Below are 24,608 nucleotides of genomic sequence, written 5' to 3'. Positions count from 1 at the left end.
CCTGTATCAACCTGCCGTGCGACTTCAAAGCGGGAATGACCTCTGATGCCGATGCCCGAAACAGATCTGCAGCGTCTCGGTGGGCGCTTCGTTTGGATCGTCCTGGTGTTCTTGCTGACAGTCGCAGTCGCTGTTGCGGCTTTCGGCGTCGGCCGCTCTGCGTATGCGCAACCGGCCGACGCATCGGCGCAGCAGCCGGCGGAGCTGCATCGCAGTGGCGAGCGAAAGCTCGATGAGCAAGCGCACCGGCTTGCAGAAGCGATTACGCACGATATCGAGCGTGTCGAGCCCTACCTGGAACGCTACGGCTACTGGGCGGTATTCGCGGCGGTCGGGATCGAGGGCATCGGGATTCCGGCACCCGGCCAGACACTCTTGGAGGCCGGCGCCTTGGTCTCCGCGGCTCCCGGCAGCAAGCTCAACATCTACCTGCTGCTGTTCGTTACCATCGTGGCGACCTCTCTCGGTCAGACCCTCGGCTATCTGATCGGGCGTTCGGGCGGGCGCGCGGTACTCGATCGGTTGCCGATCTCCAATCACGGCATCGAGAAGATCGAGCGCGCATTCAATCGCTATGGCGGCTGGCTCGTTGTTTTCGGTCGCTTCGTCGATGGGCCGCGCCAGCTCATCGGGCTCTTTTCCGGGGTCCTCAAGATGCCTTGGGGCCGTTTCATGCTCCTCAATCTTGTCGGCGCGGTCCTTTGGGCAAGCTTCTGGGCGCTCGGGGTCTATTATCTCGACTTGCATTTCGATGTGATGGTCACTGCGCTGCGTCAGCTCAACCCGTGGATCGCCGGTCTCACCATCCTTGGCGTCGTCCTTCTGCTGTTGTCCATGCTGATCGCCCTGATACGACGGCGGGGCCGGAATCACCCGAAGTAGGTCGGTCGGCGCCCGGTGATGAAGTTTCCTTGGCGGCTTTACGTTGCAGCGACCCTCGTCGGCGTCCTCACCGGATTGATCGGCGCGGCCTTCCATGCGCTGCTGGATCAAGCCGCCGCCAGCCGCGGTGATTTGAAGGCGTTTCTCGATGCGGCACCCGTACCCGGTTGGCTGCTGCTGATGCTGCTCGGTGCCTTGGTGCTGGTCACGGCGATGTGGCTGGTGCGACGTTTCGCCCCGGAGACCGCGGGCAGCGGCGTGCAAGAGGTCGAGGCCATCCTCGCCGGCGAGCGCCAATTGCGCTGGAAGCGCGTGCTGCCGGTGAAGTTCGTTGCCGGTGCCTTGGCGGTCGGCTCCGGTTTGGTGCTTGGGCGCGAAGGACCGACCATCCACATGGGTGCGGCGCTTGGTCAAATGGCCGGCGAGCGCATCGAGCCGCGACCCGGCGCCAATCGCGCCCTCATCGCAGCCGGAGCGGCGGCCGGCTTGGCAACCGCCTTCAACGCGCCGCTCGCCTCGATCGTCTTCGTCACCGAGGAGCTGCGCGAGCACTTCGAGTATCGCTTCGCGACGATTCAGTCCGTCATCCTCGCCTGCTGCGCCGCCGTCATCGTGAGCGGCTGGATGCTCGGACAGGGTCCCGATATGGCGATGCCGGACCTGAACATGGCACCGCTGGAGGCGCTGCCGCTGTTTCTGGTCCTGGGGATCCTCATCGGCGCTCTCGGCGTGCTGTTCAACGGCCTGGTGCTCGGCTCGGTGGCGTCGTTCCGCGCGCTCGGGACCCCCGGGGCCTATACCGCCGCGGCCGTCGCAGGTCTGATGCTCGGTGCGCTGCTGTGGTTCGCGCCCAACACCGTCGGCGGCGGGGAAGGTTTGGTCGAGAGCCTGGTGCACGGCCAACCGGCGTTGCTCTTTTTGGTCGTGCTGCTCGCGGTGCGGCTGCTGACGTCCATCGGCTCCTACGGTCTGGGTCTCCCGGGCGGCATCTTCGCGCCGATGCTCGCGCTCGGCACCATCTGCGGCGCGGCCTTCGCGGCCCTGATCACGCTCGTGGCGCCGACACTGGCGCTCGCCCCGGAGATGTTCGCGGTCGCGGCCATGGGCGCGCTCTTCGCGGCCACCGTGCGCGCACCGCTCACCGGCATCATCCTGGTGATCGAGCTCACCGGCGCTCAGGCCCTGGCCCTGCCGATCATCATCACCTGCCTGGCCGCCACCTTCACGGCCGAGGGCATGGGCGGACGGCCGATCTACAGCGCTCTGCTCGGACTCCAACAGCAGTCACCACCGCGCGCACCGGCTCGGCGCATCCTGGCCGCCGCGATGCTCTTGGTCGCGTTCATCGCCATCGAGCGACTCGACGTCGCGTTTCAGGGGACGGGGATGGAACCGGGCAAGACCCTGGCCGAGGTCAAGCCGCCGAGTCCGGACGTGGCGGACCAACCGGCCGCAGTGTCCGGGACGAGTGCTGATCAGCCTCTGGTTGCGTCGAGCGCCCCGGCAGCGCCTGCCTTGGTCACGTCACCGCCAACCGCCGTTGAATCCGCCCCGTCACCCGAAGTCGCCGGTTCCGATTTGACCCTCAGCCCAACAGGCGAGCGCCGGCCGGTGACCGAGGAGCGGCTGGCTTCAGCAGAGCTGCCGGCGCCGCCGATATCCACCGAGTCCGCGACGGCGCGCGCTGCTGACCCGGCTCCGGCGGACGACCGGGCGACGTTGGACCTCGTCGCGACGACGTCGGCGCCAAGCGATCAAGGGTCCACCATCGAGGCAGACGCCCGTTTCAGCATTCAGTTGATCAGCTTCCGTAATGCCCGCAGCCTTGTGCGTTTCGCCGAGGACGAGGGGCTGCTCGGTGAGGCATTTAAGCTGCAGACGAACGGACAAGGTGCGCGTTGGCATCCAGTGTTGCTCGGCGCCTATGCCGACCGCACCGCGGCCGAGACAGCACTGGCGAACCTGCCAGCCCGCTTGCAGCGCCTCGCCCCGATGATCCGCCCCCTGGCACCCGACGAGCGCCTGGTCCCGATTGAGTCACGCTAAACCGCGTCCAGAGCGAAATGCTCACTTTCGAGTCAGTTCGACGTTTGGTGTATCCATAGAGTCCTTAGGAGCGACGCGGTTTAAAATGATAAATTTTTTAATACCTTAAACCGCGCCAGCTCCAGCGGCTGTCAAGTCTGCCGGGGCCCATCTCATCCAAAAACATCGCATACCGCCCCGGGCGCGGTTTAAGGCGATTTCCGGGAATCGACATCCCAACTGCGCAGAGGATCGGCCGGCGGTGATGCCGACGTTGCTTCCGGCCGATCGGATGTGCAAGGAAGGATCGGTTCGTCCGGAATCCGATGACGACAACGACAACGAGCAGGATAGAAGGCGGACAGGAAGATCGCATAGACCACCGGAAAGGCGCCGAAGAGGACGGTGCCGATGATGACCAGCCAGGTCTCGTTGCCGTCCCAGACCGGAGCGATCGCGCCCATCATCTGCCGGCGGTGCGCCTCGTTGCGGTTGAGCGCGAAGAGGACGCCGCCCCCGAGGTCGAAGCCGTCAAGCAGCACTTAGATCAGGATCGCGAAGGCGAGGACCCCGGCCCAGAACAACGGCAGCGAAAACGGGAGCGACTCGATCATGTCGCGCCTCCATCCAACAAACGACACAGATCGCATCGGGCGCGATTTCGATTGCTGCGGGTGCCGCCGTTGATCAGGCGGGGGTCGCCGTGAAGGTGGTCAGGCTCAACGCAAAGCCTTGACCTCGGCGCTCTGCACGGGCGCAGCGTCATTGCCCCAGGCCGCACGAATGTAACTTGCCAGAGTCGCGATCTGTTCGTCTGTCAGGGTCGATCCGAAGGCGGGCATTACGACATACGGCGAGAAGGCATCGGACGGGTCGGCTGGTGCTCCGAGCAAGAGGGTCTTGACGACGTCGTTGGGCTCCTCGATCGTCACGGCGGGATTGCCGCGCAGTGCCGGAAAGTAGGGTGCGAGGCCCTGCCCGTGGTCCTGATGGCACGCACTGCAGTGGGTCGTGTAGAGATCTCGGCCGCTCTCGAAATCCGCTTGGCTCAGCAGCGGCGGCACCTGCGGTTGATGGGTCGGTGCGGTCTTTGCGGGCAAGTCAATGAGATAGATCGCCATCGCGTAGAGGTCTGCTTCAGTGAGCTTGGATAGGCTGTCATGCACCACTTCGGCCATCGGGCCCAGCGCCTCGGTCACGGGTGCGTCACCGGCGTCGATCGCGTCCGAATCGTGGGCGGTCTTGGCAATCCCGGTGCCGAGAAATGCTGCGAGCTCATCGACGCTCCAGCGTCCGAGCCCAGCGTCCAGAGCGTCGGTCAGATTGGGGGCGTACCAGCCGTCGATGACGGCGCCCGTCATGGCTTTGGACGGTTCGGTTGCGCCGGCGAGGTTGCGCGGGGTGTGGCACTCCCCGCAGTGTCCCAGACCTTCGACGAGATAGGCCCCCCGGTTCCAGTCGTCGCTGCGATTCGGGTCCGATTGGAACCGCCCTGCTTTGAAATAGACTTCCTGCCAACCGAACATCAGGTCCCGAATCGAGAAGGGCCAGCGCAAGTGGGTTTTGGGTGGCTGGTAGCTCGACGGCTCCACGGTCATCAGATACGCCTTGATGGCCAGCAGATCCTCGTCCGCGACCTTGGTGTATGAGGTATAGGGAAATGCGGGGTAGTAGGGCGAACCGCTCGGCGAGATGCCGTGCTGCAGTGCCCGCAGGAAATCCCGGTCGCTGAAGGCGCCGATACCATAGTCTTCCGACGGCGTGATGTTCGGCGTATAGATGGTTCCGAACGGCGTGTCGATAGCAAGGCCACCCTCGAATGGCTTTCCATCCGGTCGGGTATGGCAGGCCGCGCAATCGCCGGCGGCCGACAAGTACTGCCCCGGATTTACTTGGTCGTCCAGGGATGCGCTGGGTCCCGGTGTGCCCGAGCTAGGCACCCGGGCGGGTAAGGCCGAGGTTGCGGGCGCACCTTCGATCGCCGGGAGCGGGGTAGTCAGGGGTACCGTCGCGCGCTCGGGCCCGTGATCACGATCGCGGGACATGAATCCGAGACCGACCGCTCCTGCGGCGAGCAGTGCGATCATCACCGATTGGGAGGGCATGCGCATATTGTATTGCTCATTTTCGATGGACCGGGCAACAGTCTAGTCGGGCGATACACTGAAAGCACGCTGTTCGCATCTCTCGCTCGGCATGGTTCAACGCGTGCAGATTCCGAGCAGGTTCCTCACACGTTTCCAGGGATGCAGGGTCACCGGAGCCTGGCCGGCGCTGCGGTCGAAGTAGAATCCCGTCGAGGATCCGCCGTCGAGGTTGATGGCGCGATCGACCCGCCAAGGTGTCATGGCGTCCGGGGAGGCAAGGATTGCCCCGAGCTCGGCGAGGGTGAGACTGCTCATGCTCGCGCCGATGACCCAGTGTCCGCGCCAATCCGTGGCGATGAAGGTACGCCGCCGCGGATCGGAGGCGGACAGGCCCCGCACCGGGCGTCCGTCTTCCACGAGATAGGGTCCGGTCTGCAACAAGGCGTTGATGCCCTTGTGATCTTGGAACCGGCCGCGCCGGACGAGGTGGATGCCGCGGTCATCGTTGTAGATGACGCCGCTCAGGAGTTTCGCGGTCTCGAAGCGGTTGATCCGCCGTCCTTTGGAGATCACCAGCCCGGATGGCTGCCAATCCGGGTGGAAGAATCCGCCGTTGACCCCGGCCACGCAACCCACGGCGCGAAAGGCCGCCTCCAGTGTCGGGTAAGCCGGTTCGGGGTCGGCCCCGAGATCGATCACCTCCAGGCGGAATGCCCGCGAGGTGAAGAAGGCGAGATGTGCGGTGATCCGTTTGCCGTCGGACGGACGCACCGCGGTGCGCTTGGCATAGGCGAGGTCGGCGCTGATGTCCTGACGCTCCGGCTCCCCGGCGGGCGTCCATTCCGCGGCGAGCGCGCTCGTGGCAGGCAGCAGAAGCGCCCAGAGCAACAAGCCGGAAGACGCCTGACGAGGGCTCCAGGACCTCCGCACGCGACCGGTCTGTCCTTGTCGGATCGGCGTCCTCATCGGTCTGGCTGCCGGAAGTCTTTCAATGGTGCTGCATCATGGCGTCGAGCGGCTTCCAACTCTGGTAAAGGCGTTGCCGATGGAGGGTCGGCCGGGATCGGCGGATGCCGCGGGCAGCGAAACATGCTCGGTCATGCCCGCGCGAGACGGCGCTTGGTCGCAGGCGGAAGCTCGTTTGTCGTTATCATAATCGTAATCGGATTCCGGACGAACACAACGACACCGAGTAGATCCTTCGACCACTTTTCCTGTTTGCTGGTCACCGATGGGTCCATGAACAGGGGCCGCAAGCGGTCCATCAGGCGATCGACGCGGGTGTGAACGATCGCGCCAGTATGAACCCGCTCGACGGTCAGGCCGAGCGCGGTTCCGGCAAGGGTCGCGATCCTCCGCGCCGATCAGCTCCCCGGGGCCGACTCCTCCAGCACCACGTCGAACAGCTCCAGTACAGGATGGCCCGCATAGGTTCCCTGAGGCGCCTTTGCCTGCGCATGGGCCTTGTGGAACGCCTCGGACTCGCGCCAAGCATCGAAGTGGCCGCGCGATGCCCAGGTCGTGTGGGAGGCGTATAGCGTGGTCTCCCCGTCGTCAGGCCCCTTGAGGAGCCGAAAGGTCACGAAGCCCGGTACCTGCGCGAGCCGGGATTGACGCTCCCGCCAGAGGCGCTCGAAATCGGCCTCGAAACCCCGGTTGATGTGAAAGCGATTCATAGCGATGAACATCGATTCGATACCTCGTGCGGTGAGAGTGAACGAGCAGTCGATCCGGCCTGGCCGGTCGATTGATCGCGCCGGGGCAAACCAGCCCGGCTGACTGTACCCCCGGATAGGCCGCCGATGCCACGCGCAGCGCTGCCGAACCTGCCGGTTGGTCCGGTCCGGCAGCATGCCTGTGGTGGATCGACCCGAGACGGTCGTCGCCGCACTCGAAGGGGTCTTCGCTGAACGGGGCCGGAGTGCCTGCCCCCTGTCTTGCTCGGCGAACGGACCTTGCCTCATGATGAGCCATCGACCTTGCCCGGCGTCACCATGGCGTTTATTCTCGGGTTTGGCACGGCGCATACCGACGACGTCCGAATGCCCCGTTGTCGGGCCGGGCGCCGAAGCCACGAACGCGGTACGGCAAAGGCATTCGAGAGAGGATCGACCATCAACCGGATCGGATCGACCGGATCCATCCACCGATTGCCCCGCCCGTACGAGGGGGCGTCAAAGCCCGGAACCGAGGCAAAACAATGGCTGAGATCATCACTGCGGTTTATCAATCGCACACCAGTGTCACCAACGTCGTCGATGACCTCGTCGCGACAGGCATCCCGCAAGAAGAGATCCGCACCCGAGAGCACGAGGGGAAGCATGAGGTCCAAGTCTTGACTCCGAACGTAACCCAATCGGAGATCACGGAGATCCTGCAACGGCATCAGCCCCTGGACTTGCGTGTCACGGAGCGCGCCGATTAGGCATCGGGCGTCGATCGTTCGATCGACTGCGCAGTCGATCGATTCGAGTCGTCCCCCGCTCGGCCCTGTCGCGGCCGAGCGGAGTTCGATCGAGTCGTTGCCCAAGGTCCGGCGCCGGCCCGCCAAAGCGATCGGCTGATGCATGCCGGCATCGGCGGTGTCGATCTTCTCGTGGTCGCGCGCGATGTCGCGCTCCAGTGCCGCCGGCTCGCACTCCCGCTGGTGTTTGTTTCTGATGCCGGTGTCGCATCCGCAGGACCGATCCGTGCGACGTCTCCCCAATCCTGTGTCTGCCCTTAAACGCCTAAACCGCGTCCAGAGCGAGATGCTAAATTCTGGTGAACGACGCCAGCGGCGGCTTCCTCGCCCCCTACTGCGCACCCGAGCTGGAGTGGGACTTCCGCCTGCCGAGGGTGCGCTCGATCAACGCCTCGGGCCATAAGTTCGGCCGTTGCCGTGGCGCGAGGCTTCAACATTCCCGGCGGTCAGGTGACGATGCTGCCGGCGGCCCGTTCCGGTTTCCTCGTCTCGGCCTCACGCTCGCCCCGGTGATGGCGGCCATAGGCATGGAGGCGGTGCGTGTGAAGCTCGGCGCCCCCGAACCAGGTCCAGCACCCGTCGTATGAAAATGACCGATATTCGGCGTTCTATCCGCAGTCCGTTTGTTTCGCGCGTTGTTCAAAGACTCGACGACGGGCATGAACTGGTTTTCCTGTCGAGGCGTCACCGAAAGCAACTGCAGCCGTTCCACCTGAGTCCGGATGGCGTGCGGCTGCGCCTGTCGCTTTCGCAAGCGTCCTGGTTCCGGTTCTGGGCGCCTCGGCGCTTGGCCTGGTGGATTGCGCTGATGTTTCTCATCGGGTCCGCCTGCTTCGCCTATGGCAGCTTTGCCGCCAACTGGTCCGCGTTGCTGAAGCCGGACATGGCCACGGCATCCTTCATCGGTGTCGTGTTCTTCGTCGGTTCGTTGTTCTTTACCGCGGCCGCCGGTCTGCAACTGCTCGAGGCGATCAACGGGGATATCGCCGATCTGGGAACGGGTCCGTCCGGTCAGCGCCGGGCTTGGCGCTGGTGGGCGTGGAAACCTCGCAACGCAGGGTATCTGTCCAGCCTGATCCAGTTTGCGGGCACCTTGCTGTTCAATCTCAATACCGGAAACGCGCTGCTCAGGGGGCTCGGTTGGGTGCAGGAGGATGTGCTGATCTGGACCCCCGATATGATCGGGAGCATCTGTTTTCTGGGCGCCAGCTACTTGGCATTGATGGAGATCTCGCACGGTTGGTGGTCGTTCGAGCCGCGCCAAGTCGCCTGGTGGGTGGTCATGATCAACGTGGCCGGCTCGATCGCCTTCCAGGTCTCGGCCCTGTACGGATTCTTCCCGCCGCCGCCGGATGCAAGCTGGAGTTGGAATGCAAATCTATGGACCTTCGTCGGTGCCCTGTGCTTCTTTGTTGCGAGCTACCTGATGATCCCGGAGCTGTTCGATGCCGATGCCGACAAGGCGGTATCCTTGTCTCCGGACGAGCGACTCAGCGCATAAGCGTCGTGCGCGAGCAGGCGCAGATGTTGTTCGGCCAGTCCCGCGGTTCGGCTGAGTCGATTGACAGGCGGGCGCCCCGTGCGGCCCAATGCGACGCGTGCGAAAGCGGAGTCGAGGAACCTTCGGAACCGGCGGGGACTCTACCCTGCGGCCGTTCCTTTTTTGAGCCCAACCCTTTGACCGGAAGGAGAATGTTCAGTGGATCCCAATGAGCAGAGCATGATCGGCGACCTCTTCGCCAAGCTGAAGCAGGCCGAGCAACAGGCCGGCCCGCGCGACCCGGCTGCGGAGCAGGAGATCGCCGCTGCCGTGAGCCGCCAGCCGGCCGCTCCTTACTACATGTCTCAGGTCATCTTGGTTCAAGAGCAGACGGTGCAGGCGCAGAACCAACGGATTCAGGAGTTGGAGAGGCAGCTTGCCGAGCGTCCTGCCGCGGGTGGTGGCTTCCTCGGCGGTCTGTTCGGGGGCGGGGCGGTTCCGGGTGCAAGCGCTGCGCGGCCCGCGGCCACGCGCACGCCGGCCATGACTCCGGGCAGCACGCCGGGCACGGCCCCCGGCATGGGATTCGGCAAATCAACGGCCCCCGCAGCACCGAGTCGAGGGTGGTCGCAGCCGACACAGCCCGCCGGGGGCGGTTTCATGGCATCGGCCCTGACGACCGCCGCCGGTGTCGCGGGCGGCATCATGATGGCCAATGCCTTGACCGGCCTGTTCGGCGGCAACGAGGCCGAGGCGTCGGAGACACCGGCGGAGCCCGAGGAGGCGCCGTTCGAATCCGAAGAGACCTTCCTGGACGATGGCGGCGACTTCGAGTCCTTCGAGGAGTTCTGATCCGCGCCGGGCGATGATGGTCTCTGCTCCGAGCGCTGATGGATGATGGTATGACGATTCGACGTTTCGGACAGCTCCCAACCGCGCTTGTCTGTGCCCTGTTGGGTACCCTATTCAGTGCCCTGGCAGATGCGGCCTGTCTGGATATCGACGCCGCATCCAGTCCCTGTCGATATCCGGCGGGTGATGCCTGGTGCGCCCGCAACGATGGCGTCAATCTTTACGCCTACTTGGACGGTTGCGTCGACGAAGGTCAGCTGACGCAATCGGAAACACCTGCACGCGCGCGGGTCAGGTCCGCCCCGGGGGATCCCGTTGCCGTCTGGGACTGCGCCAAGGCCAGAACCCCCGTGGAGCGCTTGATCTGCGCCAACCCCGATATTCGAGCCCAGGACGCGAGAATGGGCGTCCTCTACACCGAGTTGCAGGCACTCGGCCTATCACCCGAGCGGATGCAGAAAGCCTGGCTCAGAAACGAGCGCGCCGCCTGCGGTGACGCGGACTGTCTGCGCGCACTCTATTCCGAACGCCTGCGCTACTTCGAATCGCTTGTGCGGCCGAGTGATGCTGCGCGCGAGACGGTCCAGGTCGCGTCCGAACCGGATCCCGTTGCGTCGATCGCCGGTGCGCCAACGCCCGAGACCGAGGTCGATCCGAATCCGGAACTGCCGCTCGCAGGCGAGCCGGCATCGACAGACGCGTGGGCAACGAGCCCCGAAGCGACAGCGCTGACGGATGACTTCGTGGCCTTCCTCCCCGAGCTGCCGCAACCGGAGTTACCCTCCGCATTCTCGGGGTACGACCCGGCGGTCGGGGGTGTGCCCGTCTCCTCAAACGGTGATCCGGGCCACCCCGACCATCGGTCGTCGCCCTCATGGATGGGCGCCGGACTTCTCGTGTGGGGCGCAGCCGCGCTGATCCTGGCGAGCGCTCTGTTCGCTTGGCTGAGACGCTCCCGGATCCGCAGCGCCGTTGTTGTCTCCCGCGATCGCATCGCCATGCTGATCCGGGGTTTGCGGACGGTGTCGGCGGGCAGGCTCGCGCAGATGCGGCGACGCCGTGCCCCCGTCCGGGTCCGCACCCCGCGTCCCGCTTCCGCGAGGGTCGCGGAGGAGGCATCGCGCCCGGCTGATTGTCGTCTGCCGGAGGAGATCCTCGCGCGCTTGCACGCGCTGGCACGGCCCCGGGAACCGCTGTCGTCCGTTGTCGCACGCGCGGTTGCCGCGCTGGAAACCGCCTCGGATCCGTCTCGGGAGACGGGCGTCGTCTCACGCATGGAGGCACTGGAGGCCCGTTTGGCAGACTTGGAAGGCCGTCGTTCGACGCCGAAACACCCCTGAGCGACTGCGGTTGGATCGGTCGCGGGTTAAAGTACCGGCCCGCACTCCAATCGGGATCCTCCCTCCGCAATGCCGCGTCGCCCGTCTCGCAAATCGCCTCCGCCCCGAGCGGCAACCCGGCTCTCGGGGCTTTCACGCCTGCTTCCGGTCTTGCGCCGGAGCTTGATTGCGCTCCGGGATCTCGGGATCGGGCTGATCGTGATCTGCGTCGTCTCATTTCTGCCGACGACACTGACGCAAAGTTGGCCGGAACCTGCGCGGCGAGCGCTCGAGATCACACGCGACATTCGCACCCTGTTGTTCGACGTGGTGCGCGAGACGGCCGTCGGCTTGGGATCCGGGTTTTCGTCCGGCGATGCGGGTGACGCAGCACCGGCTCGTCCGAAGGCCGAATCTGCGGCTGGGTGGTGGCCGCTCGATCTGCGGGTGTTCGGTGCTTCGGCTGTGTCGGATCGTCCCCGGCCCGGGATTGCCGGCAGCTTCGACGAGGCCCGAGCGCTATTGCTCGACACCGTCTACGAGGATCGGCGGCGCACCTTCTTCTGCAGCTGTCGCTACGACCCTCGGGGTCGGGTCGACCTCGAAGGCTGCGGATTGGGCAAACTCGTCGGTAGCCGCCGGGCGGAGCGTGTCGAGGCGGCGCATGTCGTGCCGGTGTCGCAGCTCGGCGGGTCGCGACGCTGTTGGCGCGATCCGGCGGCGTTTCCCGTGTGTATGGGCGAGGCGGGGACGCGCCTCGCGAGGTCGGCCTGCTGCGAGCGGGTGGATCCCGACTTCGCCGCCGCCTATAAGGATCTGCACAATCTCGTCCCGGCGGTGGGCGCGATCACGGCCGCGCGCTCGGATCATGCCTGGGGTGAGCTGAGCTCCGGACAACGCCTGGGCGACTGTCCGATCCGTTTCGATCCCATTCTGCGTCGGGTCCAACCCCCGGAGGGCGTGCGCGGGGACATCGCCCGGACGTTCTTCTATATGCGCGACACCTACGGCGTTCGCCTCAGCCGGCAGGACGTGCAGCTCTTCAAAGGCTGGAACAACGCCGATCCGCCCGATGCGCGGGAGATCGAGCGCAATCGACGGATCAGGCGCGTGCAGGGTAGGGGAAACCACTATGTGGAAGACGAGCGGCGGTTGTGAATGACGTCGCGATCGCGCGGAGCGCGGTGCCTAGTACCCCGTTCCACCCTATTTTGCGAGCATGCAAAATAGGGTGGAACGGGGTACTAGGGTTGAGTCGGTTTCCGCAAAGAGTCATTTTTGGAAACGTGGTTCGGCCGTCAATCGTGCCAGCTCCGACAGTTGTCGAAGCTGGCGCGGCCAATCCCATCCAACACACGACGCATACCGCATCGGGCGCGGTTTATTTGAGATTCTTCTCCCGCAACCGCCACTGGAAATGGCTCAGAAGCTTGGAGCGCACCTTCTTTTCCTTGTGCTTGGCCGCCGCGGCGAGACGCTTCTCGGCGACACCGATCAGGGTCTCCTGAGCACCCTTGGCGTTTTCGTCTTCCGGGATGCGTTGGGTGTAGTTGCCGTCCGAATCCATGTCCCAGGCGGAACGGGTGTCGGCGAACTGCACGTCCAGGATGAGGCGCAACTCTTGGCGTAGCTCGGGGTTCTCGACCGGCGCGTGGACCTCGACGCGGCTGTCGAGGTTACGGCCCATCATGTCGGCCGAGCCGATGTAGTACTCTTCGGCGCCGCCGTTCTTGAAATAGATGATGCGTGCGTGCTCGAGGAAGCGTCCGACGATGCTGACGACGCGCCCGGTCTCGCTGATCCCGGGCAGTCCGGGTCGGTAGCGGCAGGTGTCGCGGATGATGAGGTCGACCTTCACGCCGGCGCGGCTGGCCTTGTAGAGCGCGCGCGTGATCTCGGCGTCTTCCAGCGCGTTCATCTTCATCTGGATGAGTCCGCCGCCGTCACGCTTGTGATGCTCGATCTCGCGGTTGATCTTCTCGATGATCCCGCGCTTGAGCGTATAGGGCGCGGCGAGGATCTTGCGATAGCTCGGGGGCGGGGAATAGCCGGTGAGATAATTAAAAAGCTCGGTGAGGTCCTGGCCGATATCCTCGTCGCAGCCGAGCATGCCCAGATCCGTATAAAGCTTGGCCGTGCCGGAGTGATAGTTGCCGGTGCCGATGTGGTAGTAACGGCGCAGTTGCGAGTAGTCGCGCCGCACGACGAAGATGAGCTTGCTGTGGGTTTTGAGGCCCATCACGCCGTAGTTGACGTGGATGCCTTCGGCCTCAAGACGCCGTGCCCAGACGATGTTGGCGGCCTCGTCGAAGCGCGCCTTGAGCTCGACCAGCACCGCGACCTGTTTGCCGTTGCGTGCGGCCTGCATGAGCGAATCGAGGATCGGGCCGGCCGAGGTGCGATAGAGCGTCATCTTGATGGCGAGCACCTTGGGGTCTTCCGCTGCGGTGCGCAGAAAACGCTCGACCGAGGTGCTGAATGCCTGATAAGGGTGCTGGAGCAGGAGCGGCCCGTTCTCGCGGATGATGTGGAAGATGTTGCGTCGATCATTGGCCAGGAGCGGATGGTCGACCGCGCGATGGGTCTTGTCGTGCAGCTCGGGCTTCTCGATCCCGGCGACCTCGAAGAGGTCGCGCAGGGCCATCATGCCCTCGACCTCGAAGACGTCCTCGTCCTCGTTCAGACCCAGCTCCGCGGCGAGCATGCCGCGATGGATCCGTTCCATGCCGGGCTGCACCTCCAGACGGACGATGGGCGCGAAGTGGCGCTCGCGCAGCTCGGTTTCGATCATCTCCAGCAGATCGTTCGCCGCCTCGGCATCCGGCTCGACGATGGCGTTGCGGGTGATCCGGAAGAGGGCACAGGAGTCGATCTCCATGCCCGGGAAGAGCATGTCGAGGTTCTTCACCATCAGGTCTTCGAGGGTGACGAAGGTGGTGGTGCCGTCGATGGCGATCAGACGCCGCGAGACGTCCTTGCTCACCGGCACCTTCACACGGGCCATATAGACCTCGCTGCCGCCTGGGAAACGCAGGGTGACGAGCAGGTTCAGCGTCAGATTGGAGATGAAGGGGAAGGGATGCGCCGGATCCATCGCCAACGGGGTGAGCATCGGAAAGATGTTGGCGCGGAAATAGTCGCGCAGCCGCTCGCGTGCATCGGACGGCAGATCGTCATGCAGGACGATGCGGATGTCGTGTTGCGCGAGTTCGGAGATCAGAATCGAGTAGATTCGCTGCATCTCGGTCTGAAACTCGCGGACCGCGGCCTGGCATTCCTTGAGCTGCTGCGAGGGTGTTCGGCCGTCCACGCTCGGGGTATGCACGCCGGCGGCGATCTGCTGCTTGAGCCCGCCGATGCGTTTCATGAAGAACTCATCGAGGTTGTTGCTGACGATCGCCAGGAACTTCACCCGCTCGAGCAACGGGGTGCGGCTGTCGTTCGCCTCGTTGAGGACGCGACGGTTGAACGCGAGCCAGGTCAGCTCGCGATTCAGATAGAGTGACGGGTCGCCTAAGTCGATCTCGTCCGGGATGCTCGGGGCAACACCCGGGGCCGGGTCGACGTCCTGCACGAAATCGGAATCCTCGTCGATGGCTTGTTGGATCTCGTTTTTATTCATCATGTTGCGTTCCCTTGGACGGCAGGTCGGCATTTGAATGGGCGGGGCGGGTATTCTAGCAACCGCGCATCGGTCGACGATGGCGGTTTCATGGCGTGACTCTGCCTTGCCTTGGGTGTCGCTGCAAGCCTATTAAACCGCGCCCACTGCGGTATGCGATGTTCTTGGATGGGATCGGCGCCGGCGGATTTGACGACCGCTGGAGACGGCGCGGTTTAAGATATTAAAAATGATAAAATTTTAAACCGCGCCCCCCGCTAAGGGCCGTGGATGCACCAAACGTCGAGCTCAATCGAAAGCGAGCATCTCGCTCTGGGCGCGGTTTAGAACAGTGATCGAGGATGCGAAGTTTGACGATGAACGAGCCCGATGACCTTTTCGACCAACCGAGCGCGCCGGTCAAGCCGTTCGAGTTCGATGCCGATGTCGCCCGGGTCTTCCCGGATATGGTGCGTCGTTCGGTTCCGGGATATGCCGAGCTGGTGGGCCTCACCGGACTCATCGCACGGCGCGTGGTGCAGCCGGGAACGCGCTGTTACGACTTGGGGTGCTCCATGGGGGCGGTCACCCGCGAGCTGCTGCTGCAGACCCCGGCGGATGTGTCCGTGATCGCCGTCGATGCCTCGGAGGCGATGATCGAGGGCATGGGTGCGCGGCTTGCCGGTGTTCCAGGGATCGACCGACTCGTGCCGCTCTGTGCCGATCTGGAAGCCGTCGAGATCGGCGGTGCCGGATTGATCGTCTTGAATCTGACGCTCCAGTTCATCCCGCCCGAGCGGCGCGACGCGCTTATGGCTCGTCTGCGTGCCGGTCTGGTCCCGGGCGGCATGCTGGTGCTGGCCGAGAAGGTCGAGATCCCGGATGCGCAGGGCGGACGCCTGATGCGCACCCTCCACGAGGACTTCAAGCGTGCGAACGGCTACAGTGAGCTTGCGATCAGCCGCAAGCGAGCCGCGCTCGAGCGCGTACTCGTCCCGGAAACCGTTGAAACCCATGAGCGGCGTCTCCGGGATGCCGGTTTCGCCGGCTCCGTGCGCTGGTTTCAGAATCTCAACTTCGTGGCCTGGGTCGCATGGACCTGACGCCCTTCGAACCCTTCCTCGATCGGCTCTCGCAGACCGGTTTGGGCGCCTGGCGCGATGCGCTGGCCGAAGGCACCGCGCGCCGGCTGGGTGGACGGGCACATGGGGATCTGCCGACATGGGAAGCGGCGTTGGCGCGGCTGCCGGACCTACCGAACGGTCGGCCCCGCCTGGACCGTCCCTGTGTCGGAATCGAAGGTGCCCGGCCGCTCGACGCCGATCTCGAGCGGTCTCTGACCGAGGTGCTGATGGCCTTGCACCCCTGGCGAAAAGGTCCGTTCTGTATTCAGGGCGTGCATATCGACACCGAGTGGCGCTCGGATCTCAAATGGGAGCGCGTGGCCGGAGCCATCGCGCCGCTCGCCGATCGGCTTGTGCTCGACGTGGGATGCGGCAACGGCTATCACGGCTGGCGGATGCTCGGGGCCGGCGCCCGGCTCGTTCTGGGGATCGATCCGACGCTGTTGTTTGTGCTGCAGTGGTTGGCGATCAACCGCTATTTGGTGCGCGACGATCTCGCGGTTCTACCGCTCGGCATCGAGGACCTGCGGGGCGATCTGACCGGCTTCGATACGGTCTTCTCGATGGGCGTGCTCTACCACCGGCGCTCCCCGATCGACCATCTGATGGACCTGTATCGACTGCTGCGCCCCGGCGGCGAGCTGGTCCTGGAAACACTGGTCCTGGAAGGCGAGGGCGAGCGCCTGCTGGTCCCGCCGGGACGCTATGCCGCCATGCGCAATGTCTGGTTTATTCCGAGCGTGGATGCGCTCGCGATCTGGTTCGGTCGCTGCGGATTCACCGGGATTCGGGTGATCGACGTGACCCGCACCGGCCCGGAAGAACAACGCTCGACCGATTGGATGCGCTTCCAGTCGTTGCACGATCATCTGGATCCGGCCGATTCGAGCCGCACTGTCGAGGGACACCCGGCGCCCGTGCGCGCCGTCCTGATCGCGAACCGACCGGAGCCCAGCCCATGACCGGATTCGTCGATAAGCTCAAACTCAAGGAAAAGGCGGAGGAGGATCTCTACTTCGCCCGGCGGGACGCGGAACTCCTGGCGGCACGCAGGTCCGTCGAGGGGGGTGATATGCCGGTGCCCGAGGCGGGCATTCGGGTGGTCTCGGGAGGTCAGACCGGGGTCGATCGCGCGGCGCTGGATGCCGCCATCGCACTGGGTTTGCCGATCGGCGGCTGGTGCCCGCGCGGGCGTCGCGGCGAGGACGGTTCCATCCCGGAGCGCTATGCCCTTCGCGAGACCCCGAGCGCAGACTACGCGGAACGTACCGAGTGGAACGTCCGCGACAGCGACGCGACCCTGATCCTGCATCGCGGCCCCCTGAGCGGCGGCACGCGTCTGACCGCGGACCTGGCGCGCCGGCTCGGCAAACCCCTGCTGGCGCGCGACCTCGCGGCGCCGATCGATGTTCGGGCGATCACCGACTGGCTGGTCGCGAACCACGTCCGGGTCCTCAACTGCGCCGGGCCCCGCGAATCCGGCGCGCCGGGGATCGGCGAGGAGTCGCAGCGGCTCTTCGCGGCGGTCTTTCGCGTTTGGCCTCGGCTTAGCGAGGATCCGCGTCCCGTCGCCGCGTCAGGAGACGCGACAGTTTCAGGATAAGCAGGACCCAAGGGGTTAAATGCAGCAGCAGGTCGAAAATGTCGATCGGCTTCACCAGGGTTCCGTCGGCCAGCATCTTGAGCTTTTCCCAAAGATGCGGCTCCGGGAAGAAGGGTGATAGACCCAGGGTCAAGGCGGCGACAACAAAGAGGTAAAGCGGAAAGCGGTCGGTCCAGCTCAGCATCGGATCAATCCTGTGTGTGCCCGGAGGGCGGGTAGACAAATGCGGTAGGGTCATGGACAAGCGCAAGGGTGGACAAGCGAAGCGCAGTCCACCAGCGTCGGCGCGGGGTTCGGTGGACTTCGCTCTCGCTCGTCCACCCTACCGGCCAGCTCTAATGGTTCGCAAGCAGGATGCGTAAGCTCACCCCAGCCAGTGAATGAAGGCGTTCGCCTTGCTTTTGATTCGTCTCCTATCGTGGCGCGTCCTCTGCCCAGATCGGATGATGCCAGCCGAAGTAGCTCCCGAAGAGTCGATTCTCCTCGCGGCGCTCGTAGGGTTTGAGCTCCTCCGAATACAGCACCTTCATGCGCGTGCGCAGAGGCGGAAGACCCAGCGCAGTGAGTCCGCGCGCTTGCGCCTCATGGATCAGCGCGTAGCGGGCGAGCTTCTCGGCATGAAACGTCTGCAGCCGCGGGATGTCGCGCGCGATCTTGGGGACATTGGAGACCGCGAGCAGCGCGGTCAGACTGACGGCCGAGACCAGGCGGCGAATCGACATCCTGTTCGGGTAAAGGCGATCTCCGAACGCCGATCGCAGCGCCGCCATCGTCGGAATCAGGACCAGCGTGCCGAGCAAGACGCTGATGCTCTGCACCCGTCCGGGCGCCTCCGCCCCTTTCGCCCAGGCAGCCGGGAAGAAGAGCAGGACGAGCAACCCGATAAACGCCAGTGTGAGCAGGATCCGGTCCGTTGCGGAGAGACGCCCGAGGATGCCGTCGAAGCGCGCGAGACCCTCGGCAAGGAGCGTACGAACGCTTCCGATCTGAAGAAAGACCAGGGCAAACAAGACCAGCTTCAGCGCGGTTACGAGCGCGTGGGACACCGAGATCAGCAGGCTGCGCCCCGGGGATTCGTTACCGACCTCGCCGATAATCTCCATGCGCACCTCATGGCCGGGAGCGAATGCGGCGATCGCGCCCAGCACGGAGATGACGATCAACGCAGGCAGCCACACCCCGACCCGAGGCCCTCGCAGACGCAGTACGACCATGGCCATCAATGCCGATAACCCTGCCGTCACCAACATGATCGTCTCGTTCATCCCGGCGATCAGCGCCGCGAGTGCGGCCAAGATCAGGCCGAAACGCAGATCGCGGGTCTGCGTCGACGGACCGCCGAAGTAATCGGCCCAGACCCCGACGAAGACGAGAAACAAGGCGTTGCCCGCTTGGTAGGTTGCGGCCCCGGCCAGCCAGTAAAAGGCAGTGTCGAGTCTCGGGATGAACAGCACGTAGAACAGGAAGGCAAGATGACCGAGCATGAGTGGACGGCCGATCCCGACCAGCCGACAGAGTGCGCGAACTGCGTAGAGAAAGGCCGCATAGAGGGTCAAGAGGCTCGCGGCAGTGACCGTCCAATAGGACTGCGCGAGATCGACCCAGCGGCCGAATGCGAGCGTGATGGCCGCGCTCCCATAGCGACCGCTCCAGTTCTGATAGAAATGGATGACCCCGCCAAGGACGCCATGCTCGCGGGCGACATAGGCATAATCGAAATCGTCGCTTGTCGGATGGGCGTAAAGCCCCAGGGCAAGCAACAGGGACAGCAGTGCGAGACAGGCGAGGACGACGCCGATCCCGACCCGTCGGGCCTGAACATCGGATGGCGCGCTCAAAGCGCGACCGCCGAACGGTCGCCGAGCCGATGACTGCGGATCGGGCCGACGCAACAAACGGAGCGTTCGGTGTCGTGGGTTCTCGGCGGGCTGGGCAAGGAGGAATACCGGCGTCTGAGTGTACGGATGAGGTTCCGGCAAGATGCCGGCGCCGCAGTATACTCGTCGGGTCGCAAAACACCCGAGCCCGGTGTGCTCCGGCCGCCACGGCTCTTGTCGATTCTTCGAGGTCACGATCATGAGCAACGCAAAGATGATTGCCGTTTTCGGCGCGACGGGGGCACAGGGCGGCGGTTTGGCACGCGCCATTCTCGACGACCCGGACGGGGGTTTTGCCGTGCGTGCCGTGACGCGTCATGTCGACTCGGACAAGGCCCAAGCGTTGACCGAGATGGGCGCGCAGGTCGTCGCGGCCGATCTCGACGACGAGGCCAGCGTACGCCGCGCCCTGGACGGGGCCTACGGGGCCTATTTCGTCACCTTCTTCTGGGAGCATTTTTCTCCCGCGAAAGAGAAGGACGAGGCCCGGAACATGGCCGCTGCAGCGAAGGCCGCCGGTCTGCGCCACGCCATCTGGTCGACCCTCGAGGACACCCGCCTGTGGGTGCCGCTCGAGGACGCGCGGATGCCGACCCTCATGGAGCACTACAAGGTCCCGCACTTCGATGCCAAGGGCGACTCCAACCGCATCTTCACCGAGCTGGGCGTGCCGACGACCTTCCTGCTGACCTCCTTCTACTGGGACAACCTCATCCACTTCGGCATGGGGCCACGGCGCGAGGCCGACGGTCGTCTCGTCTTCACGCTGCCGATGGACGACAAGAAGCTGCCGGGCATTGCCGCCGACGACATCGGGCGGTGCGCGTACGGCATCTTCAAGCAGGGCGAGAAGTACATCGGTCAGACGGTCGGTATCGCAGGCGAGCACCTGACCGGCGAGCAGATGGCTGCCGCCCTCGCCGACGCGTTCGGGGAGGCGGTGGACTATCGAGCCATCCCGCCGGAGGTCTACCGCGGCTTGGGTTTTCCCGGCGCGGAAGACCTGGGAAACATGTTCCAGTTCAAGTGCGACTTCGAAGCCGATTTTTGCGGTGCGCGCGATCCGGCAGTCGCCCGCGCACTGAATCCCGCATTGAAGTCGTTCCGAAAGTGGTTGGAGATCAACAAGGATCGCATCCCGCGGGGCGGCGAGCCGTCGCCGGATCAATGACCGTCGCCGGGACCGGTGAGCCGTTTGACGAGGTAGTAACCCCCGATCAGCGTGCCCAGGAGCGCAGCCAGACCGAACATGTACATGGCCGGATCACCTTTGCTTTCCAGATCCAAGACGACCACCTTGCGGGTCAGCGCGGTGATGGCGATCAACAGCATGATCTCGACGTGGACGGACTTGTCCATCATGTACATGTAGACGCTCGCCATCAGCTCGATCGCGATCAACACCATCAGGAACATGCCGAAGACTTCAAACAGCTCGTTTAAGTCCAGAAGAAACAGACCCTTCTGGCTGACGATGTCTTTGTATAGTACGAAGCAAAGCTCGATGACGGCGATCACGGCGACAACCGAGATCAACACCAGCAGGACCGCGGCCAGCGCCTTCTCGAAATGGTGAAACAACCGGTCGAACATGGATTTCGGCCGAGTCCGGGTCTGATTCCGGTTCGCACCCTGTCCCGACCACCCGAACGGATCGAGGGAGAGAGGAGCCGGCGCACGTTCGTTCGAGGCAGGGACGATCCGAATCAGCGCGCCGGCTTCACGGAAGGCGCTCTGGTAGCGCGCCGCGGTCTCGCTGTCGACACCCCGCCTGACCGTGACCGGCGTGCCGCCGAAGAGGTGACCGACAGCCGCGTCGGAGAGGTTGAACGTGTGCTGGATCCGCTGCCGAGCCGCGAGCACGTCGGTCCCGGGAACGAGGTCTCCACTGAATTGGATGTCGAATCGGTTTCTGTCCATGCCGTGCATCTCTCCGAGGCATCTACCGAGCACGCAAGGATAGGCGATCAGGTTATCGGCGAGTAGATCCCGTCCTGGTTTCCGGCCATGGGTTCGGCAGAATCCCTTCCCGAACGCTATCGCCAGGCGCGATCCGCCGCGATACCCGTGAGTGCAGAGGGTGTGTGCGAGGCCGGGTGGATGCCTCGTTTATACTGGGACACACGGGTTGGAGTGGAGCGCACGATGACGACCATCAACTATGACGCAGACGTTGTTGCCTGGGCGAACGAGCAAGCGCGCCTGATCCGCGCGGGTCGGTTGGATCAGCTGGATCTGGAACACATCGCCGAGGAAATCGAAGACGTGGGCAAGAGCGAACAACGCGAGCTGGCGAGCCGCATGGCTGTGCTGATGGCGCATCTCATCAAATGGCAGTACCAGCCCGAGCGCCAAAGCACGAGTTGGCGGCGAACGATCAAGGAGCAACGCAAGGCCCTGGCATTTCATCTCAAACAGGTGCCGAGCTTGAAGCCGAGACTGGCCGACGCCGAACGGCAGGGGGCGATTTGGGCCGATGCAGTCACGCTCGCGATCAACGAAACGGGAATGGGTGCTTTCCCGGACGACTGCCCGTGGACAATCGAGCAGATCCTCGCGGATGATTTCTTGCCGGCTTAAACCGCGCCCAGCGCGGGATTAGGATGTTTATGGATGGGATCGGCCCCGGCAGACTTGACGACGGTTGGAGCCGGCGCGGTTCAAGTAACGGTCGGGTGGACGAGCGCGAGCGAAGTCCACCGAGGCATGCACCGGCGCTGGTGGACTGCGCTACGCTAGTCCACCCTACGACGCTTGTCCAGCTTACGACGATTGTCCACCTTATGGGCGCTTGTCCACGCGTCCGATCTCGTGAACAAGGCATTCCCCGACACAGGCGCCCCTGATGACCTTGTCTGCCGAACGTCAATCATCAACCACGGAACGTTTGCACTCCAATGACACCGAATCTGTCCACCGCCGAGCAGGCATTGCGCGACGCCGCTCGGGAGTACCACCGCAGCCCGACTCGCGGCAAGATCGCCGTCACGCCCTCCAAGCCGCTGTCGAACCAGCGCGATCTCTCCCTGGCCTACTCGCCGGGTGTCGCCTATCCCTGTCTCGATATCCAGGCCGACCCGGCGCTTGCGGCGGAGTACACCTCGCGCGGAAATCTGGTGGGGGTGGTGACCAACGGCACGGCCGTGCTCGGCTTGGGCGACATCGGCCCCTTGGCTGCAAAACCCGTGATGGAGGGCAAGGGTTGTCTGTTCAAGAAATTCGCGGGCATCGATGTGTTCGACATCGAGCTGGCCGAGCGTGATCCGGACAAGCTGGTGGAGATCATCGCCGCGCTCGAACCGACGCTGGGCGGCATCAACCTGGAAGACATCAAGGCCCCGGAATGCTTCTACATCGAGCGCCAGCTCAGCGAGCGTATGAACATCCCGGTGTTCCATGACGATCAGCACGGCACGGCCATCATCTCCGGCGCCGCGCTGCTGAACGCCTTGGAACTGGTCGGCAAGACCATCGATACCGTGAAGATGGCTGTTTCGGGTGCCGGTGCGGCAGCGATCGCCTGCGTCGACGTGATGGTCGGTCTGGGGATCCGGCGCGAGCATGTCTTCATGGTCGATTCCAAGGGCGTGATCTACGAGGGCCGTCCCGGCGGGTTCGACGCCTCCAAGGCCCGCTATGCGCAGCAGACCGACGCGCGCACCCTGGCCGATGTGGTCGACGGCGCCGATGTCTTTTTGGGTTGCTCCGCACCCGGCGTGCTGACCGTGGAGATGGTCAAGACCATGGCCGATCGGCCCATCATTCTGGCCCTGGCCAACCCCGAGCCGGAGATCCGTCCGGAGCTGGCCAAGCTCGCGCGGCCCGATTGCATCATCGCCACCGGACGCTCTGACTACCCCAATCAGGTCAACAATGTCCTGTGCTTCCCCTATATCTTTCGGGGTGCACTCGACAGCGGCGCCACCAAGATCACGGAGGAGATGAAGCTCGCCTGTGTTCGCGAGATCGCCGATCTGGCCAAGAGCGAGAGCAGTGCCGAGGTGGCGACGGCATACGCCGGTCAGGACCTGGTCTTCGGCCCCGATTATCTGATCCCCAAGCCCTTCGACACGCGTCTGATCCTGCGCATTGCGCCCGCCGTGGCTCAAGCCGCGGCCGACTCGGGGGTGGCCATGCGCCCCATTCCCGACATGCAGGCTTACCGAGAGAGCCTGATGCTCTTCGTCTCCCAAACCGGCATCCTGATGCGTCCGGTCATCAATGCCGCCAGGGCCTTGCCCGATACGCGGAAGCGCGTGGCCTTTGCCGACGGCGAGGACGAGCGCGCCCTGCGGGCCGCCCAGATCGCGCTCGACGATCGCCTGGCTCGGCCCATCCTGATCGGACGTCCTGCCGTGATCCAGGCCCACATCGAGAAGGCCGGCTTGCGCATGCGTCTCGGGGACGATGTCGAGAACGTCAACCCCGAGCAAGATCCGCGTCTCAACCAGTACCGGGAACATTACCAACGACTCATGGGCCGCAACGGCGTCACGCCCGAGGTGGCCGCGGCGGCGGTGCGTCGCTCCAACACCATCATTGCCTCGCTGATGGTCGCCCTGGGCGACGCCGACGCCATGATCTGCGGCCTTGCCGGCAGCTACGAGACCCATCTCGAGCGCATCCACAGCATCATCGGCCTGCAGCCCGGCGTGAGCAATTACGCGGCCCTCAATGCGCTGATGACGGAGCGCGGCGGGCCGCTCTTCATTGCCGATACCTACGTGAACGAAGACCCCGGCGCGGAACAGCTCGCCGAGATCGCCTGGATGGCCGTGCAGGAAATTCAACGCTTCGGCCTGCCGCCGAAGGTGGCCTTTCTGTCGCACTCGAGCTTCGGCTCATCCAAGCGTGCTTCGGCCAAGAAGATGCGTCTGGCGCGTGACCTCTTCGTGGCCAGCCACCCCGAGATCGAATGCGACGGGGAATTGCACGGCGATGCCGCGCTGGAAGAAGACATCCGCAGCCGATACCTGGCCGAGACCACCCTCGGCGGCTCGGCAAACCTGCTGATCTGCCCGAACCTCGATGCCGCCAACATCCTCTACACCGTGCTCAAGACCACCACCAGCGGCGGTGTGACCGTGGGTCCGATCCTGATGGGGGCGGCCGCGACGGCCTGCATCCTTACCCCCGCCGCCACCGTGCGACGCACCCTGAACATGACCACCCTGGCTGTGGCGAGCGCGGCCGCCGCGCGTGATTTGCCGGACTCCCGTCACGTGCAGGTGGCCGAGGGTCCGTCGGCCGCATCCATCGAGGGTGCCCCGCGCGTCTTGGGATAAGCGTTCGCC

General features: G+C 64.6%; 21 protein-coding genes. 13 read left to right on the top strand and 8 right to left on the bottom strand.

The window, feature by feature from the left end:
• The first annotated feature begins 45 nt into the window (after nucleotides 1-45).
• Complete coding sequence (locus BDD21_RS23970; protein WP_120799310.1) at nucleotides 46-882, top strand: DedA family protein; 837 nt, start codon at nucleotides 46-48, stop codon at nucleotides 880-882.
• An 18-nt stretch (nucleotides 883-900) separates the two neighbouring features.
• Nucleotides 901-2,928, top strand: coding sequence for a H(+)/Cl(-) exchange transporter ClcA (clcA, locus tag BDD21_RS23965; protein ID WP_120799309.1), 2,028 nt, complete (start codon nucleotides 901-903; stop codon nucleotides 2,926-2,928).
• Between the two features lie 188 nt (nucleotides 2,929-3,116).
• Here the strand turns inward: clcA and BDD21_RS23960 are convergent, their stop codons facing one another.
• The 4 genes from BDD21_RS23960 to BDD21_RS23945 all read right to left on the bottom strand — a co-directional run bounded on the left by BDD21_RS23960 (nucleotide 3,117) and on the right by BDD21_RS23945 (nucleotide 6,670).
• The gene (locus BDD21_RS23960) at nucleotides 3,117-3,449 is read right to left on the bottom strand and encodes a cytochrome d ubiquinol oxidase subunit II (RefSeq protein WP_211335148.1); all 333 of its coding nucleotides are present in this window, start codon (nucleotides 3,447-3,449) and stop codon (nucleotides 3,117-3,119) included.
• A 177-nt stretch (nucleotides 3,450-3,626) separates the two neighbouring features.
• On the bottom strand, nucleotides 3,627-5,012 hold the full coding sequence (locus BDD21_RS23955) for a c-type cytochrome (RefSeq protein ID WP_211335147.1): 1,386 nt from the start codon (nucleotides 5,010-5,012) through the stop codon (nucleotides 3,627-3,629).
• Between the two features lie 96 nt (nucleotides 5,013-5,108).
• The gene (locus BDD21_RS23950) at nucleotides 5,109-5,885 is read right to left on the bottom strand and encodes a phosphodiester glycosidase family protein (protein WP_245969790.1); all 777 of its coding nucleotides are present in this window, start codon (nucleotides 5,883-5,885) and stop codon (nucleotides 5,109-5,111) included.
• Nucleotides 5,886-6,358: 473 nt separating this feature from the next.
• Complete coding sequence (locus BDD21_RS23945) at nucleotides 6,359-6,670, bottom strand: antibiotic biosynthesis monooxygenase family protein (RefSeq protein ID WP_245969789.1); 312 nt, start codon at nucleotides 6,668-6,670, stop codon at nucleotides 6,359-6,361.
• A gap of 524 nt (nucleotides 6,671-7,194) precedes the next feature.
• Between BDD21_RS23945 and BDD21_RS23940 the strand changes: the two genes are divergently transcribed.
• The 5 genes from BDD21_RS23940 (at nucleotide 7,195) to BDD21_RS23915 (ending at nucleotide 12,267) form a co-directional block, all read left to right on the top strand.
• Nucleotides 7,195-7,419, top strand: coding sequence for a hypothetical protein (locus BDD21_RS23940; RefSeq protein WP_120799306.1), 225 nt, complete (start codon nucleotides 7,195-7,197; stop codon nucleotides 7,417-7,419).
• A gap of 847 nt (nucleotides 7,420-8,266) precedes the next feature.
• The gene (locus BDD21_RS23930; RefSeq protein ID WP_147431209.1) at nucleotides 8,267-8,959 is read left to right on the top strand and encodes a hypothetical protein; all 693 of its coding nucleotides are present in this window, start codon (nucleotides 8,267-8,269) and stop codon (nucleotides 8,957-8,959) included.
• 198 nt (nucleotides 8,960-9,157) lie between these two features.
• Nucleotides 9,158-9,790: a DUF2076 domain-containing protein gene (locus BDD21_RS23925; RefSeq protein ID WP_120799304.1), complete on the top strand. Its 633-nt coding sequence runs from the start codon at nucleotides 9,158-9,160 to the stop codon at nucleotides 9,788-9,790.
• 50 nt (nucleotides 9,791-9,840) lie between these two features.
• Entirely contained in the window at nucleotides 9,841-11,130 is a 1,290-nt protein-coding gene (locus BDD21_RS23920; RefSeq protein ID WP_120799303.1) for a lysozyme inhibitor LprI family protein, read from the top strand.
• Nucleotides 11,131-11,292: 162 nt separating this feature from the next.
• A complete protein-coding gene (locus BDD21_RS23915) occupies nucleotides 11,293-12,267 on the top strand; it encodes an endonuclease (RefSeq protein ID WP_245969787.1) in 975 nt (324 codons plus the stop codon).
• A gap of 223 nt (nucleotides 12,268-12,490) precedes the next feature.
• Here BDD21_RS23915 and ppk1 read toward each other — a convergent pair whose 3' ends face one another.
• Nucleotides 12,491-14,734, bottom strand: a complete 2,244-nt coding sequence (gene ppk1 / locus BDD21_RS23910; RefSeq protein ID WP_425470273.1) for a polyphosphate kinase 1 — start codon at nucleotides 14,732-14,734, stop codon at nucleotides 12,491-12,493.
• Nucleotides 14,735-15,087: 353 nt separating this feature from the next.
• On the opposite strand from ppk1, the gene cmoA reads away from it, so the two are divergent.
• From cmoA to BDD21_RS23895, 3 genes are read left to right on the top strand one after another with little or no spacing between them, the layout of a single operon-like run.
• Nucleotides 15,088-15,813 carry a carboxy-S-adenosyl-L-methionine synthase CmoA gene (gene cmoA / locus BDD21_RS23905; protein ID WP_170164883.1) on the top strand — a complete coding sequence of 242 codons (726 nt, stop codon included), beginning with the start codon at nucleotides 15,088-15,090 and terminating at the stop codon, nucleotides 15,811-15,813.
• Complete coding sequence (gene cmoB / locus BDD21_RS23900) at nucleotides 15,804-16,796, top strand: tRNA 5-methoxyuridine(34)/uridine 5-oxyacetic acid(34) synthase CmoB (RefSeq protein ID WP_120799300.1); 993 nt, start codon at nucleotides 15,804-15,806, stop codon at nucleotides 16,794-16,796. The genes cmoA and cmoB overlap by 10 nt, the downstream gene beginning before the upstream one ends.
• On the top strand, nucleotides 16,793-17,437 hold the full coding sequence (locus BDD21_RS23895; protein WP_120799299.1) for a putative molybdenum carrier protein: 645 nt from the start codon (nucleotides 16,793-16,795) through the stop codon (nucleotides 17,435-17,437). The genes cmoB and BDD21_RS23895 overlap by 4 nt, the downstream gene beginning before the upstream one ends.
• On the opposite strand, the gene BDD21_RS23890 is transcribed toward BDD21_RS23895, so the two are convergent.
• Together BDD21_RS23890 and BDD21_RS23885 are read right to left on the bottom strand one after the other, a co-directional pair.
• Entirely contained in the window at nucleotides 17,382-17,621 is a 240-nt protein-coding gene (locus BDD21_RS23890; protein ID WP_120799298.1) for an RND transporter, read from the bottom strand. The two genes, BDD21_RS23895 and BDD21_RS23890, sit on opposite strands and share 56 nt — an antisense overlap.
• Before the next feature lie 229 nt (nucleotides 17,622-17,850).
• Nucleotides 17,851-19,275, bottom strand: a complete 1,425-nt coding sequence (locus tag BDD21_RS23885; protein WP_147431208.1) for a DUF6056 family protein — start codon at nucleotides 19,273-19,275, stop codon at nucleotides 17,851-17,853.
• 238 nt (nucleotides 19,276-19,513) lie between these two features.
• Here BDD21_RS23885 and BDD21_RS23880 point away from each other — a divergent pair, with 238 nt between their 5' ends.
• Entirely contained in the window at nucleotides 19,514-20,485 is a 972-nt protein-coding gene (locus BDD21_RS23880) for an NmrA/HSCARG family protein (RefSeq protein ID WP_120799296.1), read from the top strand.
• On the opposite strand, the gene BDD21_RS23875 is transcribed toward BDD21_RS23880, so the two are convergent.
• Nucleotides 20,479-21,234, bottom strand: a complete 756-nt coding sequence (locus tag BDD21_RS23875) for a phosphate-starvation-inducible PsiE family protein (RefSeq protein WP_170164882.1) — start codon at nucleotides 21,232-21,234, stop codon at nucleotides 20,479-20,481. The two genes, BDD21_RS23880 and BDD21_RS23875, sit on opposite strands and share 7 nt — an antisense overlap.
• A gap of 225 nt (nucleotides 21,235-21,459) precedes the next feature.
• Here BDD21_RS23875 and BDD21_RS23870 point away from each other — a divergent pair, with 225 nt between their 5' ends.
• Complete coding sequence (locus BDD21_RS23870) at nucleotides 21,460-21,894, top strand: DUF29 domain-containing protein (RefSeq protein ID WP_120799294.1); 435 nt, start codon at nucleotides 21,460-21,462, stop codon at nucleotides 21,892-21,894.
• A 317-nt stretch (nucleotides 21,895-22,211) separates the two neighbouring features.
• Nucleotides 22,212-24,599: an NADP-dependent malic enzyme gene (locus tag BDD21_RS23865; RefSeq protein WP_245969785.1), complete on the top strand. Its 2,388-nt coding sequence runs from the start codon at nucleotides 22,212-22,214 to the stop codon at nucleotides 24,597-24,599.
• Nucleotides 24,600-24,608: the final 9 nt, after the last annotated feature.

Origin of the sequence: Thiocapsa rosea, from assembly GCF_003634315.1 — a bacterium.
GTDB classification, from domain to species: domain Bacteria; phylum Pseudomonadota; class Gammaproteobacteria; order Chromatiales; family Chromatiaceae; genus Thiocapsa; species Thiocapsa rosea.
The sequence above is the reverse complement of the archived record's forward strand: the minus strand, read 5'-3'. Positions and strand labels throughout refer to the sequence as shown.

What these genes read in the sequence shown, in the direction of transcription:
- BDD21_RS23920 (WP_120799303.1), top strand. Translation starts at nt 9,841, where the DNA reads ATGACGATTCGACGTTTCGGACAGCTCCCAACCGCGCTTGTCTGTGCC.
- BDD21_RS23955 (WP_211335147.1), bottom strand. Translation starts at nt 5,012, where the DNA reads ATGCCCTCCCAATCGGTGATGATCGCACTGCTCGCCGCAGGAGCGGTC.
- BDD21_RS23895 (WP_120799299.1), top strand. Translation starts at nt 16,793, where the DNA reads ATGACCGGATTCGTCGATAAGCTCAAACTCAAGGAAAAGGCGGAGGAG.
- BDD21_RS23880 (WP_120799296.1), top strand. Translation starts at nt 19,514, where the DNA reads ATGAGCAACGCAAAGATGATTGCCGTTTTCGGCGCGACGGGGGCACAG.
- BDD21_RS23940 (WP_120799306.1), top strand. Translation starts at nt 7,195, where the DNA reads ATGGCTGAGATCATCACTGCGGTTTATCAATCGCACACCAGTGTCACC.
- BDD21_RS23890 (WP_120799298.1), bottom strand. Translation starts at nt 17,621, where the DNA reads ATGCTGAGCTGGACCGACCGCTTTCCGCTTTACCTCTTTGTTGTCGCC.
- cmoB (WP_120799300.1), top strand. Translation starts at nt 15,804, where the DNA reads ATGGACCTGACGCCCTTCGAACCCTTCCTCGATCGGCTCTCGCAGACC.
- cmoA (WP_170164883.1), top strand. Translation starts at nt 15,088, where the DNA reads ATGAACGAGCCCGATGACCTTTTCGACCAACCGAGCGCGCCGGTCAAG.
- BDD21_RS23865 (WP_245969785.1), top strand. Translation starts at nt 22,212, where the DNA reads ATGACACCGAATCTGTCCACCGCCGAGCAGGCATTGCGCGACGCCGCT.
- ppk1 (WP_425470273.1), bottom strand. Translation starts at nt 14,734, where the DNA reads ATGATGAATAAAAACGAGATCCAACAAGCCATCGACGAGGATTCCGAT.
- BDD21_RS23870 (WP_120799294.1), top strand. Translation starts at nt 21,460, where the DNA reads ATGACGACCATCAACTATGACGCAGACGTTGTTGCCTGGGCGAACGAG.
- BDD21_RS23875 (WP_170164882.1), bottom strand. Translation starts at nt 21,234, where the DNA reads ATGGACAGAAACCGATTCGACATCCAATTCAGTGGAGACCTCGTTCCC.
- BDD21_RS23970 (WP_120799310.1), top strand. Translation starts at nt 46, where the DNA reads ATGCCGATGCCCGAAACAGATCTGCAGCGTCTCGGTGGGCGCTTCGTT.
- clcA (WP_120799309.1), top strand. Translation starts at nt 901, where the DNA reads ATGAAGTTTCCTTGGCGGCTTTACGTTGCAGCGACCCTCGTCGGCGTC.
- BDD21_RS23930 (WP_147431209.1), top strand. Translation starts at nt 8,267, where the DNA reads ATGTTTCTCATCGGGTCCGCCTGCTTCGCCTATGGCAGCTTTGCCGCC.
- BDD21_RS23945 (WP_245969789.1), bottom strand. Translation starts at nt 6,670, where the DNA reads ATGAATCGCTTTCACATCAACCGGGGTTTCGAGGCCGATTTCGAGCGC.